The sequence below is a fragment of the Nocardiopsis mwathae genome, assembly GCF_014201195.1.
In the GTDB taxonomy this organism is placed as follows: Bacteria; Actinomycetota; Actinomycetes; order Streptosporangiales; family Streptosporangiaceae; genus Nocardiopsis_C; species Nocardiopsis_C mwathae.
This window is the reverse complement of record NZ_JACHDS010000001.1, coordinates 3,020,243-3,041,894: the sequence shown is the minus strand read 5'-3', so window position 1 is coordinate 3,041,894 and position 21,652 is coordinate 3,020,243. Positions and strand designations below refer to the sequence as shown.

Sequence of the window (21,652 nt, the reverse complement as noted above, 5' to 3'; positions counted from 1 at the left end):
TGATCCCCCCAGGCACGCGCGTGCCCGTTGACGCAAGGAGGTTCCGCCATGCCATGGCTGCTACTGTTCGGCGCGATCGGCGCCGAGGTCGTCGCGACGATCTCGCTGCGCTTCTCCGACGGGTTCACCCGCCTGGTGCCCTCACTCATCACCCTGGCCGGCTACGGGACCGCGTTCTGGCTGCTCTCCCAGGTGCTCAAGCAGGGCATGAACATCGGCGTGGCCTACGGGGTGTGGGCCGCACTGGGGGTGGCCCTCGTCGCCGCGGTCGGCGCCCTCTTCCTCGGGGAGCCGCTGACCTGGCTGCAGGTGGGCGGCATCGGGCTCGTCATCATGGGGGTGCTGGCCCTGGAGATGGGCGGCGCGCACTGAGCGGAACGGAAGGCGGAGCGGTGACACGGGGACGGACTGCGGCGGGGCCGACCGACGGGAGGCGGGTGCGCGGACAGCGGCGCCGCTCGGAGATCATCGCCGCCACGCTGCGCGTGGTGGAGCGCGACGGCGTGGCCGGGGTCACCCACCGCGCCGTGGCGCGCGAGGCCGGGGTGCCCGCGAGTTCGGCCCTCTACTACTTCGCGACCCTGGACGACCTTCTCGTCGCCGCACTCACCGAGGCCGCCGACGGCTACGTGCACCGCATGCGCGAACTGGTCGGGGCGGGACAGGACGCACTCGACGGGCTGGCCGCCATGGTCACCGAGAGCGCGGAGCCGGCGGGGCGTATCCGCTCCCTCGCCGAGTACGAACTCACCCTGCTGGCGGTGCGCCGCCCCGCGCTCCGCCCCGTCGCCCGCAAGTGGATCGACCTCGTCGCCGAGGTCGCGGCGGGCTACACCGACGACCCCGTCGCCATCCGCGCGGCCGTCGCCGTCGCCGACGGCCTGTGCATCGAAGCCCTGCTGGAGGACCGGGCCCTGGAACCCGGCGAGGTGCGCGCCGTCCTGCGCCACGTGCTGCGGCTCACATGACGGGCCTCCCGGCGCCGCCCCCGCGCGGCCGCCCGGGCGCGATCTCCCACCGCATCGGCCATCTCGGCGCCGGCGGACCCCACCGCAGGTCGGCGCCACCGCACCCGCTTCGGGCGACCCCGATCGCGTCCGCTCCGAAGGCTTGAGAAGATGGCTCCCGCCATGACATACCCGCAGCTCTCGTTCCGTGCCCTCCGGGCGGCCCTCTTCGCGGCCGTCTGCGTCGGCATGGCCATGCTCGGGCATGCCGTGGCGGGCGGGGCACTGCCCGGCCCCCTGGTCCTCGGCGGCGCCGTCGCGGGGTGCGCCCTGCTGTTCGCGCCCTTCGCCGGGCGGCAGCGCTCGGCCGCCGCGATCATCGGGGGACTGCTCGGCGCCCAGGCCCTGCTCCACCTCACCTTCCACTTCGCGGCACCCGGATCCCCGGCGGCGATCACACTCACCTCATCCCTGCCGCCCGACGCGCTCGCGCGGTCGCTCGGGCACATGTGCGGCGGCGGACTCCTCAGCGGCGACGGCTTCGTCATGGCCGTCGCCCACGTGTGGGCCGCCCTCGTCACCGGGTGGTGGCTGGCCTCCGGCGAGGAGGCGCTCTGGGCCGTGCTGCGGTGGCTGCGCGCCACCCTGCTGTCGCCACTGCTGGGACGCGGCTCCTACCGCGCCGCCCGGCCTCCGCGCTGCTACGGCCACAGCCCCGTGCTGCTGCCGCGGTCCCGCGTGCTGCGCCATGTCGTCGCCGGGCGCGCGCCCCCTGCGCTCGCCGCCTGACCCAGCGACCATCCGAAGTGTCGTGCGACTCCGCCCCGCGCCAGACCCGCGGGGCGGAGTCCACCCCTGCCTGGAATTCTCACCATGCGCATCACCATTCCGCTCGCCGGCGGACTGGCCCTGGCGGCGGCGCTGACCGCCTGCTCCGGGCCGAGTGGCCGGCCGGGCGACGATTCGCCGTACAACGGCACCGAGATCGACGGCGCGTTCACCCTGCCGTCCCTCACCTTCACCGATAACAAGGGCGAGGAGTACGACCTCAGGGCCGACTCCGCGGGCGCCACCACGGCCGTCTTCTTCGGCTTCACCAACTGCCCGGACATCTGCCCCACGACCATGGCCGACATGGCCCAGGCCGTCGACATGCTCGATCCGGCCGAACAGGAGCGGTTCAAGGTGGTGTTCGTCACCGCCGACCCCGACCGCGACGACCCCGAGTTGATGGACATGTGGTTGAGCAGTTTCGACCCGGACTTCACCGGTCTGAGCGGGACGCTGGAGGACACCGATGCGGCAGCCGCCGACCTCGGAATCTCCGTGTCACGCCCCGACGACCGCGACGGCGACTACCAGGTCGGGCACGGCAGCCAGACCCTGGTGTTCTCGCCCGAGGGCGAATCCGAGCTCATGTGGAACTACGGGACCGAGCCCGACGACATCGCCGCCGACCTGAAACTGCTCCTGAAAGAAGACGACGCCCGATGACCGCCACCCTGAAGAACACCGTCCTGCTGTCCGCCGCCCTGGCCGCCCTCGGCGCGCTGAGCGCGTGCGGCGGCCCGGGCGCCGACGGCGCCACCAAGGAGGACGCCGCCGACGGCGCCTCCGCGGCGCCCGCCATCACCGTGGACGACGCCACGGTCCGCGTCCCGGCCAACCCGGACGTCACCGCCGGCTACCTCACCATCGAGAACACCGGTGATGCCGACGACGTCCTGACCGGGGTCGGCACCGACGCCGCCGAGGAGGTGCAGATGCACGACATGGTGGACGAGGACGGCGAGATGAAGATGGAGCAGCAGGACACCGTCCCCGTCGCGGCCGGCTCCACGGTCGAGTTCGCCAGCGGGGGCCTGCACCTGATGCTCATGCAACCGGGCACCCTCGAAGCGGGCGACCACATCACCCTCACCCTGACCTTCGAGAAGTCCGGCGACATCGAGACCGAGGCGGTCGTCGAGGACCCGATGGGGGACAAGGCCGGGGGCGACCACGAGGACATGGACCACGAGGGCCACTGATTCCGACCGACCGGTGGTGGAGGCGGGCCCGCCCCCACCACCGGCTCACCGTTCGGTGTCCTTGGGGTGCCGAGGAGAGGCGTAAACGAGCCAGATCGTGCGCGTCCGGTCGTCGATCAGATATCGCACGCGTCCACCGCTCGTGACTTCATACTCCCACTGCTCTAGGTCGCGGCCGTTCCACGGCGCCGTTCCGAGACTCCCGCGTAGGCGATGTTGGCGGTGAGGCTGTGCTTTAGATCGTGGTTCAGCTCGCACCGTCTCGAAGCAGCGGCGTGCGTTGGCCACGGCCAGACGGCATAGTTCTTCCCAACCTCGTATCGCGTCGGTCGTGCCGAATCGCATGTCCCATTCATCATTGGGGGGGTGGGACAGTCACCCTGTCCCCGCGTTTTGGGCTCATGCGATAACGTCCACCGGTCCGAAGTCCCCCGTCATCGGCTCCAAGGCACGCCGGTGCTGCTCAGGGTCGGCCTTGATCCGCGCGGTCGCACGCCATCCGGCGATGACTTCTTGGACACTTGTATCCGTGTCCAGTTCGGCTGCGTCGGACAATGCGGCGACGAGTTCTTCGGAGAACTCGTGGACCTCCTCCTCCGGCAGATGACGGACCCACGGGAAGACCTCGCGGATAGCAAGCTCCAGAGAGTGTGATCCGGGATCCTGCTTCGCTATGGCGAGAAAGATCCGGGATGCCGTGGTGAGTGTCTGGTCCCGCAGGTCCTCTCGGTCGGCGGCGATCAGATAGAAGTCAGGTGCGTCACGGTGGGTGACACGGACACGGCCGAGGCTTCTGGCGCGCTCGGCCACGCTCCGTGGGTTTCGGGACAGGTCAGAGAAGCTGACGGTGTCGGTGCAGCTTGCGCTCATGAAACAGAGTCTATTCAGAATACGTTCTGAAATCCAGGATATGACAGCGAGCAAGGGCCGCTGTCCCCACTCTCGGAGCGGGGACAGCGGCCCTTGGACGTTTCCTCACCGCGGTGGGGGACCGCGGGTCGGGTCGGGCTCTTAGATGTCGTAGTAGAGCTCGAACTCGCGCGGGTGGGGGCGCAGGCGGAGGGAGTCGATCTCCTCGGTGCGCTTGTAGTCCACGTAGGTCTCGATGAGGTCGGGGGTGAAGACGCCGCCCTCAAGCAGGAACTCGTGGTCGGTCTCCAGGGCGTCCAGGGCCGCCTCCAGGGAACCGGGGACCTTGCTGATGGCGTCGGCCTCGGCGGGCGGGAGCTCGTAGAGGTCCTTGTCGACCGGCTCCGGCGGCTCGATCTTGTTCTTGATGCCGTCGATGCCGGCCATCAGCATCGCGGAGAACGCGAGGTAGGGGTTGGCCGACGGGTCCGGCACGCGGAACTCCAGGCGCTTGGCCTTGGGGTTGGAGCCGGTGAGCGGGATGCGGATGCACGCGGAGCGGTTGCGCTGCGAGTACACCAGGTTGACCGGGGCCTCGAAGCCCGGCACCAGGCGGTGGTAGGAGTTCACCGTCGGGTTGGTCAGCGCGAGCAGCGCCGGGGCGTGCTTGAGCAGGCCGCCGATGTAGTAGCGCGCCATGTCGGACAGCTGCGCGTACCCGGTCTCGTCGAAGAACAGCGGCTCACCGTTCTTCCAGAGGCTCTGGTGGCAGTGCATACCCGAGCCGTTGTCGCCGAAGACCGGCTTGGGCATGAAGGTGACCGACTTGCCCTGCTGGTAGGCCGTGTTCTTCACGATGTACTTGTACAGCTGCACCGTGTCGGCGGACTTCAGCATGGTGTCGAAGCGGAAGTCGATCTCCGCCTGGCCGGCCGTGCCGACCTCGTGGTGCTGGATCTCCACCTTGATGCCGGCGTCGATCAGGTTGCGCACCATGGTGGAGCGCAGGTCGCTGTAGTGGTCGACCGGCTCGACGGGGAAGTAGCCGCCCTTGAAACGCGGGCGGTAGCCGAGGTTGGACTCGCCGTTCTCGGTGCCGCGGTTCCAGGCACCCTCGATCGAGTCGATGAAGTAGAAGCTCGCGTTCTCCCGGGTCTCGAAGCGCACATCGTCGAAGATGTAGAACTCGGCCTCGGGGCCGAAGAACACGGTGTCGGCGATGCCGGTGCCCTTGAGGTAGGCCTCCGCCTTGCGGGCGACGTTGCGCGGGTCGCGGCTGTAGGACTCACGGGTGAAGGGGTCGTGCACGAAGAACGTGAGGTTCAGCGTCTTGTGCTGACGGAAGGGGTCCACGACGGCCGTGCTGAAGTCCGGGAGGAGCAGCATGTCCGATTCGTGAATGGCCTGGAAGCCCCGAATGGAGGAGCCATCGAACATCAGGCCCTCTTCGAAGGTGCCCGCGTCGACGTTCTCGATCGGGAGCGTGAAGTGGTGCGTGGACCCGAACAGGTCCGTGAACCGGACGTCGAGGAACTTGATGTCCTCGGTCCGGGTGAAGGCCAGAAGCTCTTCGGCGCTGCTGAACAAAACGTACCTCCGTGCAGGTGTAAGAGGCCGCGCGGTGAGAACTTCCGCACCATCGCGGGCATGTCCGAACCTCGCCGCCTCCCGGCTACGTCCCCGACGCTAGGAGGAGGCCGTTTCCTGACCATGTCTCCCCTGTTTCCTGCATGTTACGGGCCCGGACGTTTTCCCTGACCAAGGCATGTAAACGCGTGTACAGGGCGGAAACGGCGATCCCGGAACGGCCGCCGCGGCCGCAACCGGACGCCCGAAACCCGGCGCCCGGCGGGGCGACACCCCGGCCCGGACCCCCGGCCGGACGCGAGCGGGGTGCGGGCGCCGATAACGTTGTCACCATGGGAAACATGGGCGGCGCGGACGAGGTGGAGTTCCGCTACCGGGGTAACCGGCTGGGCATGCCGGAGGAAGGGCCGGGCTCGGTGCCCGGCATCGGGCGGCGGCTGGTGGGGGTGTTCCTGGACTGGATGCTGTGCCTGGGCGTGGTGTCCATGGCCACCGGGGTGTCCCCGGCCGACCCCGAGGCCGCCAACAGCGTCGCCGGCCTCGCGCTCGCCGTCTTCGCCGTTTACAACATCGTCCTGCTCACCCTCATCGGCACCACCGTGGGCAAGCGCGTCGTGGGCGTGGGCATCGCGTCGACCGGCGAGCGCGACCTGCCCTGGCCCGTCGCGATGGTGGTGCGCACCGCGCTGCTGTGCCTGGTGGTCCCCGCCGTCGTCCATGACCGCGACATGCGCGGCCTGCACGACCGCGCCGCAGGAACCGTGAGCCGGCGCTACTGAACCGCTCGGCCCGCGTCGCCGCGTGGGAACACGACACGCGGCCGACACACCCGAGACACAGAGACGTGTGGGGCCCGCCGGTCGGTCACCGACCGGCGGGCCCCACACGTCCGCCGATATGCGGGAGCTCAGCCCTGGGCCTTGGGGCCCTTGGGCATCTTCAGACCCTTGGGCATCGGCCCCTTGGGCATCTGCACGGCGGCGGGAAGGGCCCGCAGCCGGTAGCGCAGCTCGGCGACCTCGGCCTTGTCGAGGTTGCGCGGCAGCTTCATGACGTGCCGCTGCAGCTTCGAGACGGGCACCTGGTCGTCGCCGTTGCCGACCGTGAGGTCGTAGATCGGGGTGTTGTAGGCGACGCGCGCGACCCGCTTCTTCTCGCCGGCGATCAGGCCGCGCAGCCGTGCCGGGTCGCCCTCACCCACGAGCACGATGCCCGGGCGGCCCACCGCGCGGTGCACGATGTCCATCTGCCGGTTGGCGGCGACACCCGGCTCGACCGTCCAGTCGCCGCGCATGTTGTCCAGCACGGCCATCCCGGCGCCCAGGCGGCCGTCGAGCAGCTGGTACTGGATCCGCTGGGCGGAGCGGGTGAAGAAGATGAACCCGGCGAGGAAGCCGACGGGCAGGCCCAGGGTGATCCAGTACAGCCATCCCCCGGTGAGGTAGCCCCCCAGGACGCAGAGCGCCAGTACACCGACGAAGATCCCGACGGCGATCGGGATGCTCTTCGGGCTCTGCCGGTGCACGACCTTGGCGACCATGCCGATCTGCTTGAACCTGCCGGGCGGCTTCTCCGCCCCGCCCTTGCCCTTGGCATCGGTGGCCGGGGATGTGTTGTTGTCCTTGGGCTTCTTCGCCATGGTGTCCAGGATATGTGTCGTGGGAGAGCGAACGTGAAACGGCGGCCGAGGGCCGCCGTTTCAGCTTGGTCACGTTGTGTCCGGATCGGATGGATCGGACGGCCGGTCCTAGGCGTGCACGGTGGCGCCCGAGACCGCTTCCTGCTCGCGCTTCTCGACGGCCTGCCGGTACAGCCGGCCGGCGCGGTAGGAGGAGCGCACCAGCGGGCCCGACATGACACCGGCGAAGCCGATCTCCTCGGCCTCCTTCCCCAGCTCCACGAACTCCTGCGGCTTGACCCACCGGTCGATCGGGTGGTGCAGCTTGGACGGGCGCAGGTACTGGGTGATCGTCAGCAGGTCGCACCCGGCCTCATGGAGGTCGCGCATCGCCTGGGAGATCTCCTCGCGCTCCTCGCCCATGCCCAGGATCAGGTTGGACTTGGTCACCAGCCCGTCGGCGCGGGCCCGGGTGATGACGTCCAGTGAGCGCTCATAGCGGAAGCCGGGGCGGATCCGCTTGAAGATCCGCGGCACCGTCTCGATGTTGTGCGCCAGCACCTCCGGGCGCGACCCGAACACCTCGGCCAGCTGGTCGGGGTCGGCGTTGAAGTCCGGGATCAGCAGCTCGACACCGGTGCCGGGGTTGAGCTCGTGGATCTTGCGGACCGTCTCGGCGTACAGCCACGCACCGCCGTCGTCGAGGTCGTCGCGGGCGACGCCGGTGACCGTGGCGTACTTCAGCTCCATGGTGCGGACCGACTCGGCGACCTTCAGCGGCTCACGGCGGTCCAGCGCGGTCGGCTTGCCCGTGGCGATCTGGCAGAAGTCGCAGCGCCGCGTGCACTGGTCGCCGCCGATGAGGAAGGTCGCCTCGCGGTCCTCCCAGCACTCATAGATGTTCGGGCAGCCCGCCTCCTGGCAGACCGTGTGCAGGCCTTCGCGCTTCACCAGCGAGTGCAGCTCGGAGTACTCCGGCCCCATCTTCGCCTTGATCTTGATCCACGGCGGCTTCTTCTCAATGGGGGTCTCGCTGTTGCGCGCCTCGATGCGCAGCAGCTTGCGGCCCTCAGGAGCGACGGTCAACGCGGGCCCTTCCTTTCCTCATCCACACTGGGGAGGTCGTTGTGATGCTCGTGCGGGGTCAGACGGCGGCCGCGGCGGGCTCTGCCGACTCCGGCTCGGCGAGTCCGGGGACGCCGTCGTGGTGGCTGTAGGTCGGAGCATCGAGAACCGCGGCCAGGTGCCGCTCGGTGATCGTCAGCACGTCGGCCACTCGTACGTCCCGCCCCAGCTCGCGGGAGATCGACGTGACTCCGGCATCGGAGATCCCGCACGGGACGATCCGGTCGAACCAGGACAAGTCATTATCGCAGTTGAGGGCGAACCCGTGCATCCCCACGCCGCGGGCGATCCGGCACCCGATGGCCGCGATCTTGCGCTCGGCCAGGCCCCGCTCGGGGTCGGCGTCGAGCCACACCCCCGTGCGTCCCTCGACGCGCTCGCCGACGAGCCCGAACTCCGCGATGGTGCGGATGATCGCCTCCTCCAGCATGCGCACGTAGGCGATCACGTCGATGGGGTCCGCGAGCTTCACGATCGGGTAGACGGTGAGCTGCCCGGGGCCGTGCCAGGTGATCTTTCCTCCGCGGTCGATGTCGACGACGGGGGCTCCGGGGTCGGCCGACGGCCGCTCCCACTTTCCGGTGCGCTTTCCGGCCGTGTACACGGGCTCGTGCTCCAGCATCAGGACGGTGTCGCCGATCCGGTCGGCCACCCGGCTCTCGTGGATCCGCTTCTGCAGGTCCCACCCCCGGTGGTAGGGGACCGGGGCGTCACCGAGCCGGGCGAAGACGAGCTCACTCATACATCCCACCTTATGTCCCGCAGGGCCGTGCGGGCGATGTCGGATAGGGCACGTCCCGGACACCGTTCCACCGCAGGATCAACGGAATAACACCGCTCCGCGGCGTGTTCGCCGCGGCCACACGATCCCTCGGCCGACTCCGGTCGGCATCCGCCGGTCGGCTCACAGGATGTCGGCCAGCGCAGTGTCGAGGTCGGCGTGCCGGAACGGGTACTCGGCCTCCAGCAGGCGCCGAGGGAGCACGCGCTGGTCGATCAGCGCGGCCTCATCGGCGAACTCGCCCATCGCCCACCTCATCGCGAACTCGGGGACCGGCAGGACCGCCGGGCGGTGCAGCGCACGGCCCAGGGCCGCGGTGAACTCGGCGTTGGTGACCGGCTCGGGCGCGCACAGGTTGACCGGGCCGGTGATCTCCGGGCGCTCCAGCAGGAACCGGATCGCCGCCACCTCGTCGGCGATGGACATCCAGCTCATGTACTGGTGGCCGTCGCCGAGGCGGCCGCCCAGCCCCATCCGGAAGAGCGGGAGGATCTTGCCCAGCAGCCCGCCCTCGACCGACAGCACCACGCCGCTGCGCAGGTAGGCGACGGAGATCCCGCTCTCCTCGGCCGGGGTGGCGGCGGCCTCCCAGGCCGTCGTGACCTCGGCGAGGAAACCCTCCCCGTGCGGGGCGTCCTCGTCGACGGCCGTATCCCCGGTGGCGCCGTAGTAGCCGATGGCCGAGGCCGACAGCAGCCGCGACGGTGGCTTGTCCATATCGGCCAGCGCCGCGCACAGGGTGCGGGTACCCAGTACCCGGCTGTCCTGGATCAGCTGCTTGTACTCCGGTGTCCAGCGGGCCGGGCCGATCGGCGCGCCGGCCAGGTGGACCACCGCGTCGACGCCGCGCAGCGGGCCGGTCTCGACCTCGCCCCGGGCGGGATCCCAGTGGGCCTCGACAAGGCCCGGCGGGGAAGCCGACGTGTGCCGGACCAGACGGACCACCGAATGCCCGTCGACCTCAAGTGAACGGCGTAAGGCCGTCCCGACCAGGCCAGACGCCCCTGTGATCGCGATTCGCATGCAACTGTACGTACCCGGAGCGGCGAAAAATCATTGCCGAGTTCTGCCGAACGCCTGCGCGCGACCGCACGGAGCCTTACTTTGGGTACAGGGCAAGGGACTCCCTGCGACGAACGGGGGGTCGGGCCGACCGGGGTGTCGCGAGCCGCGGCCGGGCCACTGCCCGAGAGACCTTTGGTGATGGGGATCACCAGGGGGATGGTGAATGGTGGGGTAAAAGGTGGGGCGGTACCCGATCGGGTACCGCCCCACTGCCCGTGGCGGGCGTCCGCGTGCCCGCCCCTGCCGCCGCCCCGCAGCGCGCGCTGCGGACGGGGCCGGGACGGTGCGGCCGCGGCTCAGGCCAGGCCCAGCTCCGCCTCGAAGGCGCCCTCTTCCAGGCGCTCCTTGACGGTCTGCAGGAACCGGCCGGCGTCGCCGGTGTCGATCAGGCGGTGGTCGTGCGTCAGCGCGAAGTAGACCGTCGACCGCACCGCGATGACCTCGCCCAGCTCCGGGTCCTCGACCACGACCGGCCGCTTGACGACCTCACCGGTAGCGAGGATGGCGACCTGCGGCTGGTTGATGATCGGGGTGTTGAACAGCACCCCGGAGCCGCTGGTGTCGGCCAGCGTGAACGTCCCGCCGCTGAGTTCGTCCGGGTTGAGCAGGCCGGTGTGCGCCCGCTCGCTGAGGTCGGCGATCTTGCGGGCGAGACCGCCCAGGTTGAGGTCCCCGGCGTCCTTGATCACCGGAGCGAGCAGGCCCCGCTCGGTGTCGACGGAGACGCCCAGGTTCTCGATCGCGTGGTAGGTGACCTCGTAGTTCGAGCTGTCGATGACCGCGTTGAGTTTCGGGTGCGACTTCAGCGCCTCGACGGCCGCCAGCGCGAAGAACGGGAAGAAGTCCAGCTCCACGCCCTCGCGCGCCTCGAACTGCTCGGCGGCCACGCCGCGCAGCCGGGCGATGTTGGTGACGTCGACCTCGACCACCTGGGTGGTCTCGGCGGAGACACGCAGCGAGTCGGCCATCTGCTCGGCGATGCCCTGGCGCAGGCGGGACATCTGCTCGGTGCGGCCGCGCAGCGTCGTGTCGACGGTGACCGTGCGCTTCGGTGCGGCGGCGGCCGGAGCCGGAGCGGCGGCCGGCGCGGATGCGGCCTCCTTCTGCCGACGGGCCGCCTCCTGGACGTCCTGCTTGCGGATGCGGCCGCCCACACCGGTGCCCTGCACCCGGCTGAGGTCCACACCCTGCTCGGCGGCGAGCTTGCGGACCAGCGGGGTCACGTAGGCCTCGGTGACCGCGTCGGTGCCCGACACCTGGCCGGTGCCGCTGATGGTCTCGACGTCGACCGGCGGGGTGGCGTCCTCACGGCTGGCACGCGGCGCGGCGGGCGCGGCCGGTGCCGCCGGAGCCTCGGCGGCGGGGGCCGCCGGGGCGGCGGGAACCGGGGCCGACTCGGGCTCCGGAGCGGGCTCGGGCGTCGGCTCGGGCTCCGCCTTCTCGGCCTCAGGCGCGCCCCCCTCGGCCGGGACGTCACCGGCCTCGCCGATGATCGCGATCTCGGCGCCGATGTCCACGGTCTCGTCCTCGGCGACGACGATCCTGGTCAGCACACCCGACACGGGCGACGGGATCTCGGTGTCGACCTTGTCGGTGGAGACCTCAAGGAGCGGCTCGTCGACCTCGACGGCTTCGCCCTCCTTCTTCAGCCACTGGGTGACGGTGGCCTCGGTGACGCTTTCGCCCAGCTCGGGCACTGTTACGGAAGTCGGCATGGGTTCCTCTTGGAAGTGACGTGCGTTGATACACGCGAGAAACGGGGTGGGTCGCGGCCGACCCACCCCGTCGCCGCGTCAGTCGTGGACGTGCAGCGGCTTGCCGGCGAGCGCGAGGTGCGCCTCGCCCAGCGCTTCCGACTGGCTCGGGTGCGGGTGGATGAGCTGCGCGACCTCCGAGGGCAGCGCCTCCCAGTTGTAGATGAGCTGCCCCTCGGCGATGAGCTCGCCGACGCGGCTGCCCACCATGTGCACGCCCAGGACCGGCCCGTCCTTCTCGGCGATGACCTTGATCGCACCCTGCGTCTGCAGGATCTGGCTCTTGCCGTTGCCGCCGAGGTTGTAGTTCATCTCGACGATGTCGTAGCCGCGCTCCTCGGCGGCCTTCGAGGTCAGGCCCACCGAGGCGACCTCCGGCTCGCAGTAGGTGACCCGCGGAACGCCGTCGTAGTCGATGGCCGGCGGGTTGAGCCCGGCGATGTGCTCGGCGACGAAGATGCCCTCGGCGAAGCCGACGTGGGCGAGCTGCAGGGTCGGGATGAGGTCGCCGACCGCGTAGATGTGCCCGACACCGGTGTGCAGGTTCTCGTCGACCTGGACGAAGCCGCGCTCCAGCCGGACACCGACCTCCTCGTAGCCCAGGCCCTCGGAGACCGGGCCGCGGCCGATGGCGACGAGCAGCACCTCGGCCTCGACCGTCTTGCCGCCCTTGAGGGTGACGACGACACCGGCGTCGGTGGTCTTCACGCTCTCGAAGGGGGTGTTCAGCTCATAGGAGATGCCCCGCTTGCGGAACGCGCGCTCCAGCAGCTTGGAGCTGGACTCCTCCTCGACCGGGACCAGGTGCGGCAGGGCCTCGACGATGGTCACCTCGGCGCCGAAGGAACGCCACACGCTGGCGAACTCCACACCGATGACGCCGCCGCCGAGCACGACCACGGACTTGGGAACGCGCTCGAACTTCAGTGCCTGGTCGCTGGTGATGACCTTCTCGCCGTCGATGTCCAGCCCCAGGGTCTTGGGCTGCGAACCGGTGGCGAGCAGGATGTTGCGGCCCTTGTAGACCGTGCCGTCGACGGTGACCTCGTCGGCGCCGGTGAGCTTGCCCTCACCCTCGACGACGGTGATCTTGCGGGCCTTGACCAGCCCGGACAGGCCCTTGTGCAGGCCGCCGACCACCTTGTCCTTGTACTTGTGGACGGCCGCCATGTCGACGCCGTCGAAGCTCGCCTTGACCCCGAACTTCTCGCTCTCCTTGGCGGAGTCCGCGACCTCGGCGGAGTGCAGCAGCGCCTTGGTGGGGATGCAGCCCTTGTGCAGGCAGGTACCGCCGAGCTTGTCTTTCTCGATCAGGACGACGCTCATGTCGAGTTCGGCCGCGCGCAGCGCCGCCGCGTATCCGCCGCTGCCGCCGCCCAGGACGACGAGGTCGAAGGTGCCGCCGCTCTCACTCACGGGAAGGACACTCCTTGTTACAGGTTTCGATGGACGCGGATTCGGCCCCGCGGTAGCGGGGAGCACGTCCTATCTGGGTTTTGCGAGTTTCTGACATCACAACGCGGCCGAACGCGTGTCCCATCCGGCCGCGCGCGCTTTTTCCGGGTCGTCCCCGCGTCCGCGGGGACCGCACTGTTCAACTATTCGGATCGGTTCGTGTCGGTTGCCAGCGATTCGGCGAGCCGCACCAGGGTGCGCGTGGCCGAACCGGTGCCGCCCTTGGGGGTGTACCCGAAGGGCGAGCCCTGGTTGAAGGACGGGCCGGCGATGTCGATGTGGGCCCACCGCTGGCCCTCGGCGATGAACTCCTTGAGGAACACGCCCGCGCTGAGCATGCCGCCCCAGCGTTCGCCCGCCACGTTGGCGATGTCGGCGACGGTGGAGTCCAGGCCCTTGCGCAGGTGGTCCGGGAGCGGCATCGGCCAGGAGGCCTCGCCGGCGGCCGCGGCCTGCGCGACGATGTCGTCGCGCACCGCGTCGTCGTTGGCCATCACGGCGAAGAGGCGGGTGCCCAGCGCGACGAGCTGCGCTCCGGTCAGGGTGGCGACGTCGACGATCAGGTCCGGCTCGTCCTCGTGCGCCCGGACCAGGGCGTCGGCCATCACCAGGCGCCCCTCGGCGTCGGTGTTGAGCACCTCGACCGTCTTGCCGCCGTAGATCGAGATCACATCGGAGGGGCGCTGCGCGTTCCCGCTCACCATGTTCTCGGCGATCGCCAGGTAGCCGATGACGTTCACGGCCGGCTTGAGCAGCGCGATGCCGCGCATGGCGGCGAGCACCGCCGCCGCCCCGCCCATGTCGGACTTCATCCAGTCCATGGACGCGGCCGGCTTCAGCGACAGGCCGCCGCTGTCGAACGTGATGCCCTTGCCGACGAAGGCGAGCGTCCGACTCGCCTCGGGGTGGCCGTAGGAGAGGCGCACCAGCCGCGGCGGGTTGCTCGACCCCTGGCCGACGCCGACCAGACCGCCGTAGCCGCCCTCGGCCAGGGCGCGCTCATCGAGCGTCTCGACCTTGAGGCCGGTTTCGCGGGCGACCTCCTCGGCCGCGCCGGCGAGGTCCTCGGGGACCAGGTCGGCGGGGGCGGCGTTGACGAGGTCGCGGGCGAGGTTCGTGGACGCGGCGAGGATCTCGGCGCGTACGACGGCCTCGGGCGCGCCTTCGGCGGCGCTGACGACGGACAGCTCCAGCGGGACCGGAGCGTCCTGTGCGCCCGTGCGGTACCGGGTGAAGGAGTAGGCGCCGAGCAGGGCGCCGATCGTGACGGCACCGGCCTGCTCGGCGGTGTCGGCGGGAAGCGCGAGTCCGACGCGGATCCGCTTCCCGCGCTCGCGCAGCGCGGCACCGGCGGCGCGCGCGAGGAGATCGGGGTCGATCGCCGTGCCGTCGGCGGGGGCGTCTCCCAGTCCGACCGCGATCACGACCGGGGCCTTGGCGGCTCCCTGGGAGGGGAAGGTGTGCACCTCCTCGGGCTTGCCGCCGGCGCCCAGCAGCGACAGTGTCTTGGCGAGGCCGCCGGGGAGGGCGGCGTCGAGGCCGTGAGCGCCCGACGCGGGCTCCGGCCCCTCGGGGCCGGAGTGGTATCCGACGACTACAGCGTCGGCGTCGAGCGAACTGGGGGACTCCGTTATGACTGACAGCGACGTGCTCACGGACTCGATGCTAGTCCTTGTGGCGCGCCGACGGGCACGCCGCACCCGGTATGCCGGGACGACGGGTCAATCGGCCGCGGACTTGCGCGGATCGGAAAGTTCGGCGGTTCTTTTCCGCGGATCCGGCTTGCGCTGCGGGCTTCTGGAGCCGCCCGGGCGGCTTCCCGGCGCTGTGCGTCCTCCCTGCCACCGGGGCTGCCGCGACCGTGCGTCGGACACGCGGTCCGGTGGTGCGGCGCGTGCCGCCCGCTGCCCGCCACCGCCCCGGCCCCGCCGCCGGCCCGTCCCGGTGCCACCGGCCACGGCCGGGCCGTGTGAAGAAATGTGATGATGGCGACAGGCCGCCACCCACGTCGACGGCGGTGTCCCCGAAGGGCGCGGGGCCCGGCGCGCCCCTCAGCGTGCGGCGACGGCGAGTGCGGCGGTGAGCAGCGCCGCCGTGGCCCCGGTCTCGACGAGCGCGCCCAGCACGTCGCCGGTGATGCCGCCCAGGCGGCGCAGCGCGTGGCGGCGCAGCCCGACGGCCGCGGCCAGCCCGACCGGGACCGCCAGCGCACAGCCGAGGGCGAACACGCCTCCCGCGGGGAGGCCGGCGAGCGCGACCGCCGGCACGACCACGGTGCCCAGTGCCGCCGCCCACCAGGGCACGCTTCCGGCCACGAGCGCGCCCAGCCCCTCCGACCGGGCTGCCGGGACACGGGGCGTGCAGGCCCAGGCCACGGCAAGCCGCCCGGTGGCCGATGCCGTGACCAGCCCGGCCGCGCCTGCCGCCGGGTCGGCCTCGGTGAGCTGCGCCAGCGCCAGTACCTGCAGGAGCAGCACCAGCACCAGCGTGATCACCCCGAACGGGCCGATGTCGGAGCGCTTCATGACGTCGAGCGCGCCGTCGGCGGGTCTGCCGCTGCCGAGGCCGTCGGCCAGGTCGGCGAGTCCGTCCAGGTGCAGCGCCCGGCTGAGCACCGCCGACAGCCCCACGGCCAGAGACGCGCACAGCAGAGGGGAGAGCCCCGCCGCGTCGGCGAGCAGCAGCGGCACCGCCGCGGCCGCCCCCAGCAGCACCCCGACGCCCGGGGCCAGCGCCATCGCCCACCCGGCGACGACGCGGTCGACCCGCTCCACCCGCACCGGGACGACGGTGAGCGTTCCCACCGCCATCCGCGCCCCGGCCGCGGCGTCGGCGGCCGCTCGCGGGCGTCCGGTCACCGTTCCCCCGCTCCGGCGGCGGCGCCCTGGGGCGCGGAGGACCACCGCGCACCCCGCCTCACGGCAGCTCCTGGACGCGGCCCGCGGTGACGAGGACCACCTGCTCCGACTCGGCGGCGAGGCGCTGGTTGAGGAGGCCCAGGCGGTCGCGGAAGAGCCCCCCGCTGACCGTGGCCGGGACGACACCCGAGCCCACCTCGTTGGTCACCGCCGCGATGCGGGCCGGACAGCGGCGCCATGCGCCGATGAGCTCATCGATGCGCGCCTCCAGGGCTGCGTCGGCATCGGGCGGCGGAATGTCCCGCCACATCCCGCAGTGCTCCATCATCCCGGCCAGCCAGGTGCCCACGCAGTCGAAGAGCACCGCGCCCGTCGCCCGCTCCAGGACGGCGGCGGCGTCGAGCGTCTCCTCCGTGGTCCACCACGGCGGGCGCCGCCGCCGGTGGTGCTCCACGCGCCGCGCCCAGGCGGTGTCGGCCTCGTCGCCCTCCGGGGCGGGGCCGCTGGCGAGGTAGGTGACCTCGGGCTCGCCGAGCAGGCGCAGCTCGGCCTCGGTGGACTTGCCGGAGCGGGCGCCACCGGTGATGAGGACCCGGTGCGGCCCCCGGACGCGCGTGGGCGGCCATGCGGCCGTGGGGCACAGCAGCTCCTGGCCGTCGGAGGGGGCGGCCGCCGCCCACAGCCGCGTGCGGCGTTCGAACTCGGCGGGGGAGTGGACGCGGTGATCGCCGCCGACCGCGAGCACCGTGGTCGTCGGGCCGACGATCCCGGCGCGGCGCAGCGCCCCGACCGTCCGCGGGGACTCCACGACGTCGACGATCGCCGTGTCGACCTGGTGGTCGGCGGGATCTCCGCCGCCGGGCGGGTCGGCCGGGGCGTCGGTGGACGCGTACAGCAGCCGACCGCCGTCGGGCCCTTCGACGCGGGTCCCGTAGGCCGTAGCCGCGACGGTGTACCCGTGCGGCGGCGGTGTCGCCGTGCCCGCGCCGGGGTCGCGGAGGGTGAACGCGTCGTCGACGGTGATGCGCACCGGCTGCCGCCGGTTCTCCACGGCACGGTTGCACGAGGCGCAACGGCAGTTGGGCGCCGGCCAGCCGGCAGAACCGGAGGTGCCGGAAAGTCGGATTCGCACGACCGATAGTTAACCGCATCGCGTCGGCCGGCTGCCGTTAGGCTCGGCACGACCGACGTCGGCGCGAGAGAGGCGGATTCCATGGCGTGGAGCTGGCGCTACGAGACGGGCAACGGCAAGCCGCTGGACGACGAGGAAATGCCCGGCGAGCTGTTCACCTCCCGCGGCGACGCGGAGACCTGGCTCGGCGAGAACTGGCAGGACCTGGCCGAGGCCGGAGCCGCACAGGTCACGCTCCTGGAGGATGACCGGACCGTCTACACCATGAGCCTGGAGGAGCCCGAGTAGGGCACCCCCGCGGGCCCCGGAACCACCGGACCCGAGCCGCGGGGCTCGGGTCCGGAGGCGGCGCTCGGCCGGACACGCCCTAAGGGCGCTGAGGCGGGCTGACCGTGTGGGACGGGTCGCGCTCGATGCGGTCGCCGAGGATGTCGTCGATGCGGCGCATCAGGTCGGCGTCGAGGCGGACGCCCGCGGCCGAGGTGTTCTCCTTGACCTGCTGCGGCCGGGAGGCGCCGATGATGGCCGAGGACACGTTGGGGTTCTGCAGCACCCACGCGACCGCGAGCTGGGCCAGGCTCAGGCCGGCCTCCTCGGCCAGTGGACGCAGCGACTGGATCCGGCCCAGGAGCTCCTGGTCCTCCAGCCCGCGGGAGGCCATGAAGTCCGCGCCGCCGCCCTTCTCATCGGTGGCCCGCGAGCCGGCCGGAGGGGCCTGGCCGGGCCGGTACTTGCCGGTGAGCAGGCCCTGGGCGATCGGCGACCAGACGATCTGGCCGACGCCCCCGCGCTCGCACGCCGGGACGACCTCGGCCTCGATCACCCGCCACAGCATGTTGTACTGCGGCTGGTTGGACACGATCCGGTCGAGCCCCATCTCGTCGGCGAGCTTCAGTGCCCGCTCGATCTCCTCGGCGCGCCACTCCGAGACGCCGATGTAGCAGACCTTGCCCTGGCGGACCAGGTCGTCGAAGGCGCGGAGGGTCTCCTCCAGCGGTGTCGCGTAGTCGAACCGGTGCGCCTGGTAGAGGTCGAGGTAGTCGGTGCCCAACCGGCGCAGGGAGTCCTCGGCCGCCCGCACGATGTGCTTGCGGGACAGGCCACGGTCGTTCCTGCCCGGTCCCATCGGCCAGAACACCTTGGAGAAGATCTCCAGGCCGTCGCGCCGTTCGCCCTTCAAGGCGCGGCCCAGGACCTCCTCGGCGCGGCCCTGTGCGTAGACGTCGGCGGTGTCGAAGGTCGTGATGCCCTCGTCGAGCGCGGCGCGCACACACCCGACGGCGGCGTCCTCCTCCACCTGGGAGCCGTGCGTGATCCAGTTGCCGTAGGAGATCTCGCTGACGACGAGGCCGCTGCTGCCAAGATGACGGAATTCCATGCCCGGCACCCTAGTCCCGGGGACCGGGCGCTGTCTCCTATCGGCGGCCGCACATCGTCGGGGGCGGGGTGGGCACGCACCCTCAGGCGCGGCCCGCCTTGATGGCCTCGCCCACCTTCACCCGAGGCTTGGGCAGGCGCAGGCGGCGGATCTGCAGCTGGCGCATGGCCGCGTACCAGCCGACGCCGCGCACGCCCTCCGTCTCGTTCGGGAAGAGATCGGCGACGTTCTTCTTGATCCGGTTGCTGACGTAGATGCCCTCGGCCACGAGGCTGACCATCATCACCGGCCAGATGATGTAGGTGACGGCGATCTGGATCTCGCGGAGCGGAAGGAACAGCAGCACGATGATCAGCAGCGAGAAATACAGGAAGAACTCGCTGACGCTGCGCCGGGAGTCGACGAAGTCGCGGGCGTAGGCCCGCACCTTGCCGTAGTCCTGGGGGCGGTAGTAGCGCTCCTCGCCCTGGGGAACGCCGGAGCGCACCGGGGCGGGTTGGGTCTGGCGGGCCCGCCGCTCCTTGTAGAGGCGGTAGGCCTCCTTGCGGCTCTGCGGAGCCTGCACCGGGCGGCGCAGGGTCTTGTCGGTCTCCCTGCGCTTAGGGGTGGGTGCGCCCTTTTTCGGGGTGTATCCCTTAGGTTGGGGGGCCTCAGTAGCCTCAGTACTGGCGGAGCCGGTCACGGACGGCTCTGTGGATGCGGAAGATGCGGAACGACGTCGGAACACATCCCTCAGGGTAGCCGGTCCGGGCTTCATGGCGACCGCACGCGATACCGCGTAGGGTTGGATGCAGCGCCCGCCGGGAACAGCCGATGTACGGACCGAGAAGGGGACGGCCACGCCGATGAGCGTGTTTCAGCGACTTTCCATGGTTTTCAAGTCCAAGGCCAACAAGGCCCTGGACGCCGTCGAGGACCCACGTGAAACCCTCGACTACTCGTATCAGAAGCAGCTGGAACTCCTGCAGAAGGTCCGGCGCGGAGTGGCCGATGTAGCTACCTCCCGCAAGCGGGTCGAACTGCAGATCCAGCAGCTTGAGCAGCAGTCCGGCAAACTGGAGAACCAGGGCCGCGCGGCCCTCCAGCAGGGGCGCGAGGACCTGGCGCGGGAGGCCCTCACCCGCCGCTCCGGTCTTGCCTCCCAGATCGACGGCCTCAAGCAGCAGCACGAGTCGCTGCAGCAGGAGGAGCAGAAGCTCACGCTCGCCGCGCAGCGCCTGCAGGCCAAAGTGGACGCCTTCCGGACCAAGAAGGAGACCATCAAGGCCACCTACACCGCGGCCCAGGCGCAGACCCAGATCAGCGAGGCGTTCTCCGGCATCTCCGAGGAGATGGGCGATGTCGGCATGGCGGTGCAGCGCGCCGAGGACAAGACGTCGGAGATGCAGGCCCGCGCCGGCGCCGTCGACGAACTCCTCGCCTCCGGTGCCCTCGACGACGTCACGGGCACGGCCAAGGACGACATCCAGGCCGAGCTCGACCGCATGGCCAGCACCACCGGTGTCGAGGCGGAGCTGGAGAAGATGAAGCGCGAGCTGGAGCCGGGCGGCGGCTCGTCCGCCCCGCAGCAGATCGAGGGCGGCAACTCCACCCGCCAGGGCCAGGGGGAGGGTGCATGATCGTCCGCATCATGGGTGAGGGGCAGCTCGACCTCACCGATGCCGACCTGGAGTTGCTGAACGACTTCGACGGCAAGATCGAGGACGCGATCGAGAAGAACGACGAGGCGACCTTCCGGCGGGCTCTGCACGACCTGCTCGACCGGGTGCGCAAGGACAGCAAGCCGCTGCCCCCCGACTCCCTGGAGCCCTCGCAGTTCATCCTGCCGCACGCCGACGCCACCATGGACGAGGTGCGTGCCATGCTCGGCGACGAGGGGCTCATCCCCGACGTGCGCTGAGCCCCCTTCGGTGGGCTTCGGGCCATCCCCGGCTCTCGTCGTGACGGCGGCCGCCGCTTCCCCGCGGGGAAGCGGCGGCCGCCGCGCTCGACCCACCTCCCGTGCCACCGGACTCACACGTTCCTCCCAAGGAATTCCAACCCGTCCGGATTAGACTGCGAGACATCCCCCGGTTGCACGTGTGCCCTGTGTGAGGACGACCCGGCGAAAGGCGCGACCCCGTGGCAGGCTCCAAATTCATCCCCGACCGCGGACTGACGACCCGCATGGTCCTGACGATGTCCCTGCTGGGCATCGTGTACGTGGCCTTCGTCATCCTGCTCATCCTCATCGGTGTCCCCTGGCTCCTGGTGGTCGTGATCATCGGCGGCTTCGCGGCGGTCCAGTACTTCACCTCGGACAAGATCGCCGTGTACTCCATGGGCGCGCGTGAGGTGACCCCGCAGCAGGCACCCGAGCTGCACGCCGTGGTCGACCGGCTCTGTGCCATGGCCGACATGCCCAAGCCCAAGGTCGCCATCGCCGACACCGACGTGCCCAACGCTTTCGCGACCGGGCACAACGAGAAGAACGCGGTCGTGTGCGTCACGACGGGGATCCTGCGCCGCCTGGAGCCGGTGGAGCTGGAGGCGGTGCTGGCCCACGAGCTCTCCCACGTCGCGCACCGCGACGTCATGGTCATGACCATCGCGGGGTTCCTCGGCATCGTCGCCGGGTTCCTCACCCAGATGGGGCTGCGCTTCGCCGCGTTCGGCGGCGGCGGACGCGGGAACAACAACGGCCCGGCCCCGGCGGTGATCGCCCTGGGCGTGGTGGTGATCAGCGCGGTGGTGTGGGCGCTGAGCTTCCTGCTGACGCGGGTGCTGTCGCGCTACCGGGAGCTGTCGGCGGACCGCGCGGCCGCCTACCTGACCGGCCGCCCCTCGGCGCTGGGCAGTGCGCTCACCAAGATCACCGGGGACATGGCCCGCATCCCCAGCCGGGACCTGCGCCAGGTCGAGCCGTTCAACGCCTTCTTCTTCACCCCCGCCTTCTCCAAGAGCGGGTTCAGCATGAGCCAGCTGGTCGCCACACACCCGCCGGTGGAGCGGCGCCTGGAGCAGCTCGCCGACATCTCGCGGCAGCTGGGGCGGGGCGCGTAGGCTGCTCGCACCGCCGCCCCGGTGGCGGGGA

At 70.9% G+C, this 21,652-nt stretch carries 23 protein-coding genes; 10 read left to right on the top strand and 13 right to left on the bottom strand.

The window, feature by feature from the left end:
* Positions 1-48 precede the first annotated feature (48 nt).
* The 5 genes from HNR23_RS13180 (at position 49) to HNR23_RS13160 (ending at position 2,977) form a co-directional block, all read left to right on the top strand.
* Positions 49-372 (top strand): DMT family transporter, encoded by a 324-nt coding sequence (locus HNR23_RS13180; protein WP_184075873.1) that lies wholly within the window; start codon positions 49-51, stop codon positions 370-372.
* A 20-nt stretch (positions 373-392) separates the two neighbouring features.
* Positions 393-968, top strand: coding sequence for a TetR family transcriptional regulator (locus HNR23_RS13175; protein ID WP_184075872.1), 576 nt, complete (start codon positions 393-395; stop codon positions 966-968).
* A gap of 162 nt (positions 969-1,130) precedes the next feature.
* A complete protein-coding gene (locus HNR23_RS13170) occupies positions 1,131-1,736 on the top strand; it encodes a hypothetical protein (protein WP_246421734.1) in 606 nt (201 codons plus the stop codon).
* An 84-nt stretch (positions 1,737-1,820) separates the two neighbouring features.
* Positions 1,821-2,441, top strand: a complete 621-nt coding sequence (locus HNR23_RS13165) for an SCO family protein (protein ID WP_184075870.1) — start codon at positions 1,821-1,823, stop codon at positions 2,439-2,441.
* On the top strand, positions 2,438-2,977 hold the full coding sequence (locus HNR23_RS13160; protein WP_184075869.1) for a copper chaperone PCu(A)C: 540 nt from the start codon (positions 2,438-2,440) through the stop codon (positions 2,975-2,977). Before HNR23_RS13165 ends, HNR23_RS13160 begins: the two co-directional genes overlap by 4 nt.
* A 399-nt stretch (positions 2,978-3,376) precedes the next feature.
* On the opposite strand, the gene HNR23_RS13155 is transcribed toward HNR23_RS13160, so the two are convergent.
* Positions 3,377-3,847, bottom strand: coding sequence for a DUF6247 family protein (locus HNR23_RS13155; protein ID WP_184075868.1), 471 nt, complete (start codon positions 3,845-3,847; stop codon positions 3,377-3,379).
* 141 nt (positions 3,848-3,988) lie between these two features.
* Positions 3,989-5,413 carry a type I glutamate--ammonia ligase gene (gene glnA, locus HNR23_RS13150; RefSeq protein ID WP_184075867.1) on the bottom strand — a complete coding sequence of 475 codons (1,425 nt, stop codon included), beginning with the start codon at positions 5,411-5,413 and terminating at the stop codon, positions 3,989-3,991.
* A 332-nt stretch (positions 5,414-5,745) separates the two neighbouring features.
* Between glnA and HNR23_RS13145 the strand changes: the two genes are divergently transcribed.
* On the top strand, positions 5,746-6,192 hold the full coding sequence (locus HNR23_RS13145) for an RDD family protein (protein WP_184075866.1): 447 nt from the start codon (positions 5,746-5,748) through the stop codon (positions 6,190-6,192).
* A gap of 128 nt (positions 6,193-6,320) precedes the next feature.
* Here HNR23_RS13145 and HNR23_RS13140 read toward each other — a convergent pair whose 3' ends face one another.
* The 9 genes from HNR23_RS13140 to HNR23_RS13100 all read right to left on the bottom strand — a co-directional run bounded on the left by HNR23_RS13140 (position 6,321) and on the right by HNR23_RS13100 (position 17,093).
* On the bottom strand, positions 6,321-7,052 hold the full coding sequence (locus HNR23_RS13140; protein WP_184075865.1) for a DUF4191 domain-containing protein: 732 nt from the start codon (positions 7,050-7,052) through the stop codon (positions 6,321-6,323).
* Positions 7,053-7,160: 108 nt separating this feature from the next.
* Positions 7,161-8,117, bottom strand: a complete 957-nt coding sequence (lipA, locus tag HNR23_RS13135) for a lipoyl synthase (protein WP_184075864.1) — start codon at positions 8,115-8,117, stop codon at positions 7,161-7,163.
* A 58-nt stretch (positions 8,118-8,175) separates the two neighbouring features.
* Complete coding sequence (gene lipB / locus HNR23_RS13130) at positions 8,176-8,898, bottom strand: lipoyl(octanoyl) transferase LipB (RefSeq protein WP_184075863.1); 723 nt, start codon at positions 8,896-8,898, stop codon at positions 8,176-8,178.
* Between the two features lie 162 nt (positions 8,899-9,060).
* Entirely contained in the window at positions 9,061-9,960 is a 900-nt protein-coding gene (locus HNR23_RS13125) for a TIGR01777 family oxidoreductase (protein ID WP_184075862.1), read from the bottom strand.
* A gap of 338 nt (positions 9,961-10,298) precedes the next feature.
* Positions 10,299-11,717: a 2-oxoglutarate dehydrogenase, E2 component, dihydrolipoamide succinyltransferase gene (gene sucB, locus HNR23_RS13120; protein WP_184075861.1), complete on the bottom strand. Its 1,419-nt coding sequence runs from the start codon at positions 11,715-11,717 to the stop codon at positions 10,299-10,301.
* Positions 11,718-11,795: 78 nt separating this feature from the next.
* Complete coding sequence (gene lpdA, locus HNR23_RS13115) at positions 11,796-13,172, bottom strand: dihydrolipoyl dehydrogenase (protein ID WP_184075860.1); 1,377 nt, start codon at positions 13,170-13,172, stop codon at positions 11,796-11,798.
* Positions 13,173-13,354: 182 nt separating this feature from the next.
* Positions 13,355-14,866, bottom strand: a complete 1,512-nt coding sequence (locus HNR23_RS13110) for a leucyl aminopeptidase (protein ID WP_184075859.1) — start codon at positions 14,864-14,866, stop codon at positions 13,355-13,357.
* A gap of 396 nt (positions 14,867-15,262) precedes the next feature.
* Positions 15,263-16,021, bottom strand: a complete 759-nt coding sequence (locus tag HNR23_RS13105; RefSeq protein ID WP_184080262.1) for an adenosylcobinamide-GDP ribazoletransferase — start codon at positions 16,019-16,021, stop codon at positions 15,263-15,265.
* Positions 16,022-16,127: 106 nt separating this feature from the next.
* Positions 16,128-17,093 (bottom strand): bifunctional adenosylcobinamide kinase/adenosylcobinamide-phosphate guanylyltransferase, encoded by a 966-nt coding sequence (locus HNR23_RS13100; protein ID WP_184080260.1) that lies wholly within the window; start codon positions 17,091-17,093, stop codon positions 16,128-16,130.
* A 189-nt stretch (positions 17,094-17,282) separates the two neighbouring features.
* Here HNR23_RS13100 and HNR23_RS13095 point away from each other — a divergent pair, with 189 nt between their 5' ends.
* Complete coding sequence (locus HNR23_RS13095; protein ID WP_184075858.1) at positions 17,283-17,489, top strand: hypothetical protein; 207 nt, start codon at positions 17,283-17,285, stop codon at positions 17,487-17,489.
* 79 nt (positions 17,490-17,568) lie between these two features.
* Here the strand turns inward: HNR23_RS13095 and HNR23_RS13090 are convergent, their stop codons facing one another.
* Together HNR23_RS13090 and HNR23_RS13085 are read right to left on the bottom strand one after the other, a co-directional pair.
* On the bottom strand, positions 17,569-18,579 hold the full coding sequence (locus HNR23_RS13090; protein ID WP_184075857.1) for an aldo/keto reductase family protein: 1,011 nt from the start codon (positions 18,577-18,579) through the stop codon (positions 17,569-17,571).
* Between the two features lie 82 nt (positions 18,580-18,661).
* Complete coding sequence (locus tag HNR23_RS13085) at positions 18,662-19,144, bottom strand: DUF3043 domain-containing protein (RefSeq protein WP_343070545.1); 483 nt, start codon at positions 19,142-19,144, stop codon at positions 18,662-18,664.
* A 280-nt stretch (positions 19,145-19,424) separates the two neighbouring features.
* Here HNR23_RS13085 and HNR23_RS13080 point away from each other — a divergent pair, with 280 nt between their 5' ends.
* The 3 genes from HNR23_RS13080 to htpX all read left to right on the top strand — a co-directional run bounded on the left by HNR23_RS13080 (position 19,425) and on the right by htpX (position 21,621).
* Positions 19,425-20,198 carry a PspA/IM30 family protein gene (locus HNR23_RS13080; protein WP_184075855.1) on the top strand — a complete coding sequence of 258 codons (774 nt, stop codon included), beginning with the start codon at positions 19,425-19,427 and terminating at the stop codon, positions 20,196-20,198.
* Positions 20,195-20,479: a PspA-associated protein PspAA gene (gene pspAA, locus HNR23_RS13075; protein WP_184075854.1), complete on the top strand. Its 285-nt coding sequence runs from the start codon at positions 20,195-20,197 to the stop codon at positions 20,477-20,479. Before HNR23_RS13080 ends, pspAA begins: the two co-directional genes overlap by 4 nt.
* A 221-nt stretch (positions 20,480-20,700) precedes the next feature.
* The gene (gene htpX, locus HNR23_RS13070; RefSeq protein WP_184075853.1) at positions 20,701-21,621 is read left to right on the top strand and encodes a zinc metalloprotease HtpX; all 921 of its coding nucleotides are present in this window, start codon (positions 20,701-20,703) and stop codon (positions 21,619-21,621) included.
* Positions 21,622-21,652: the final 31 nt, after the last annotated feature.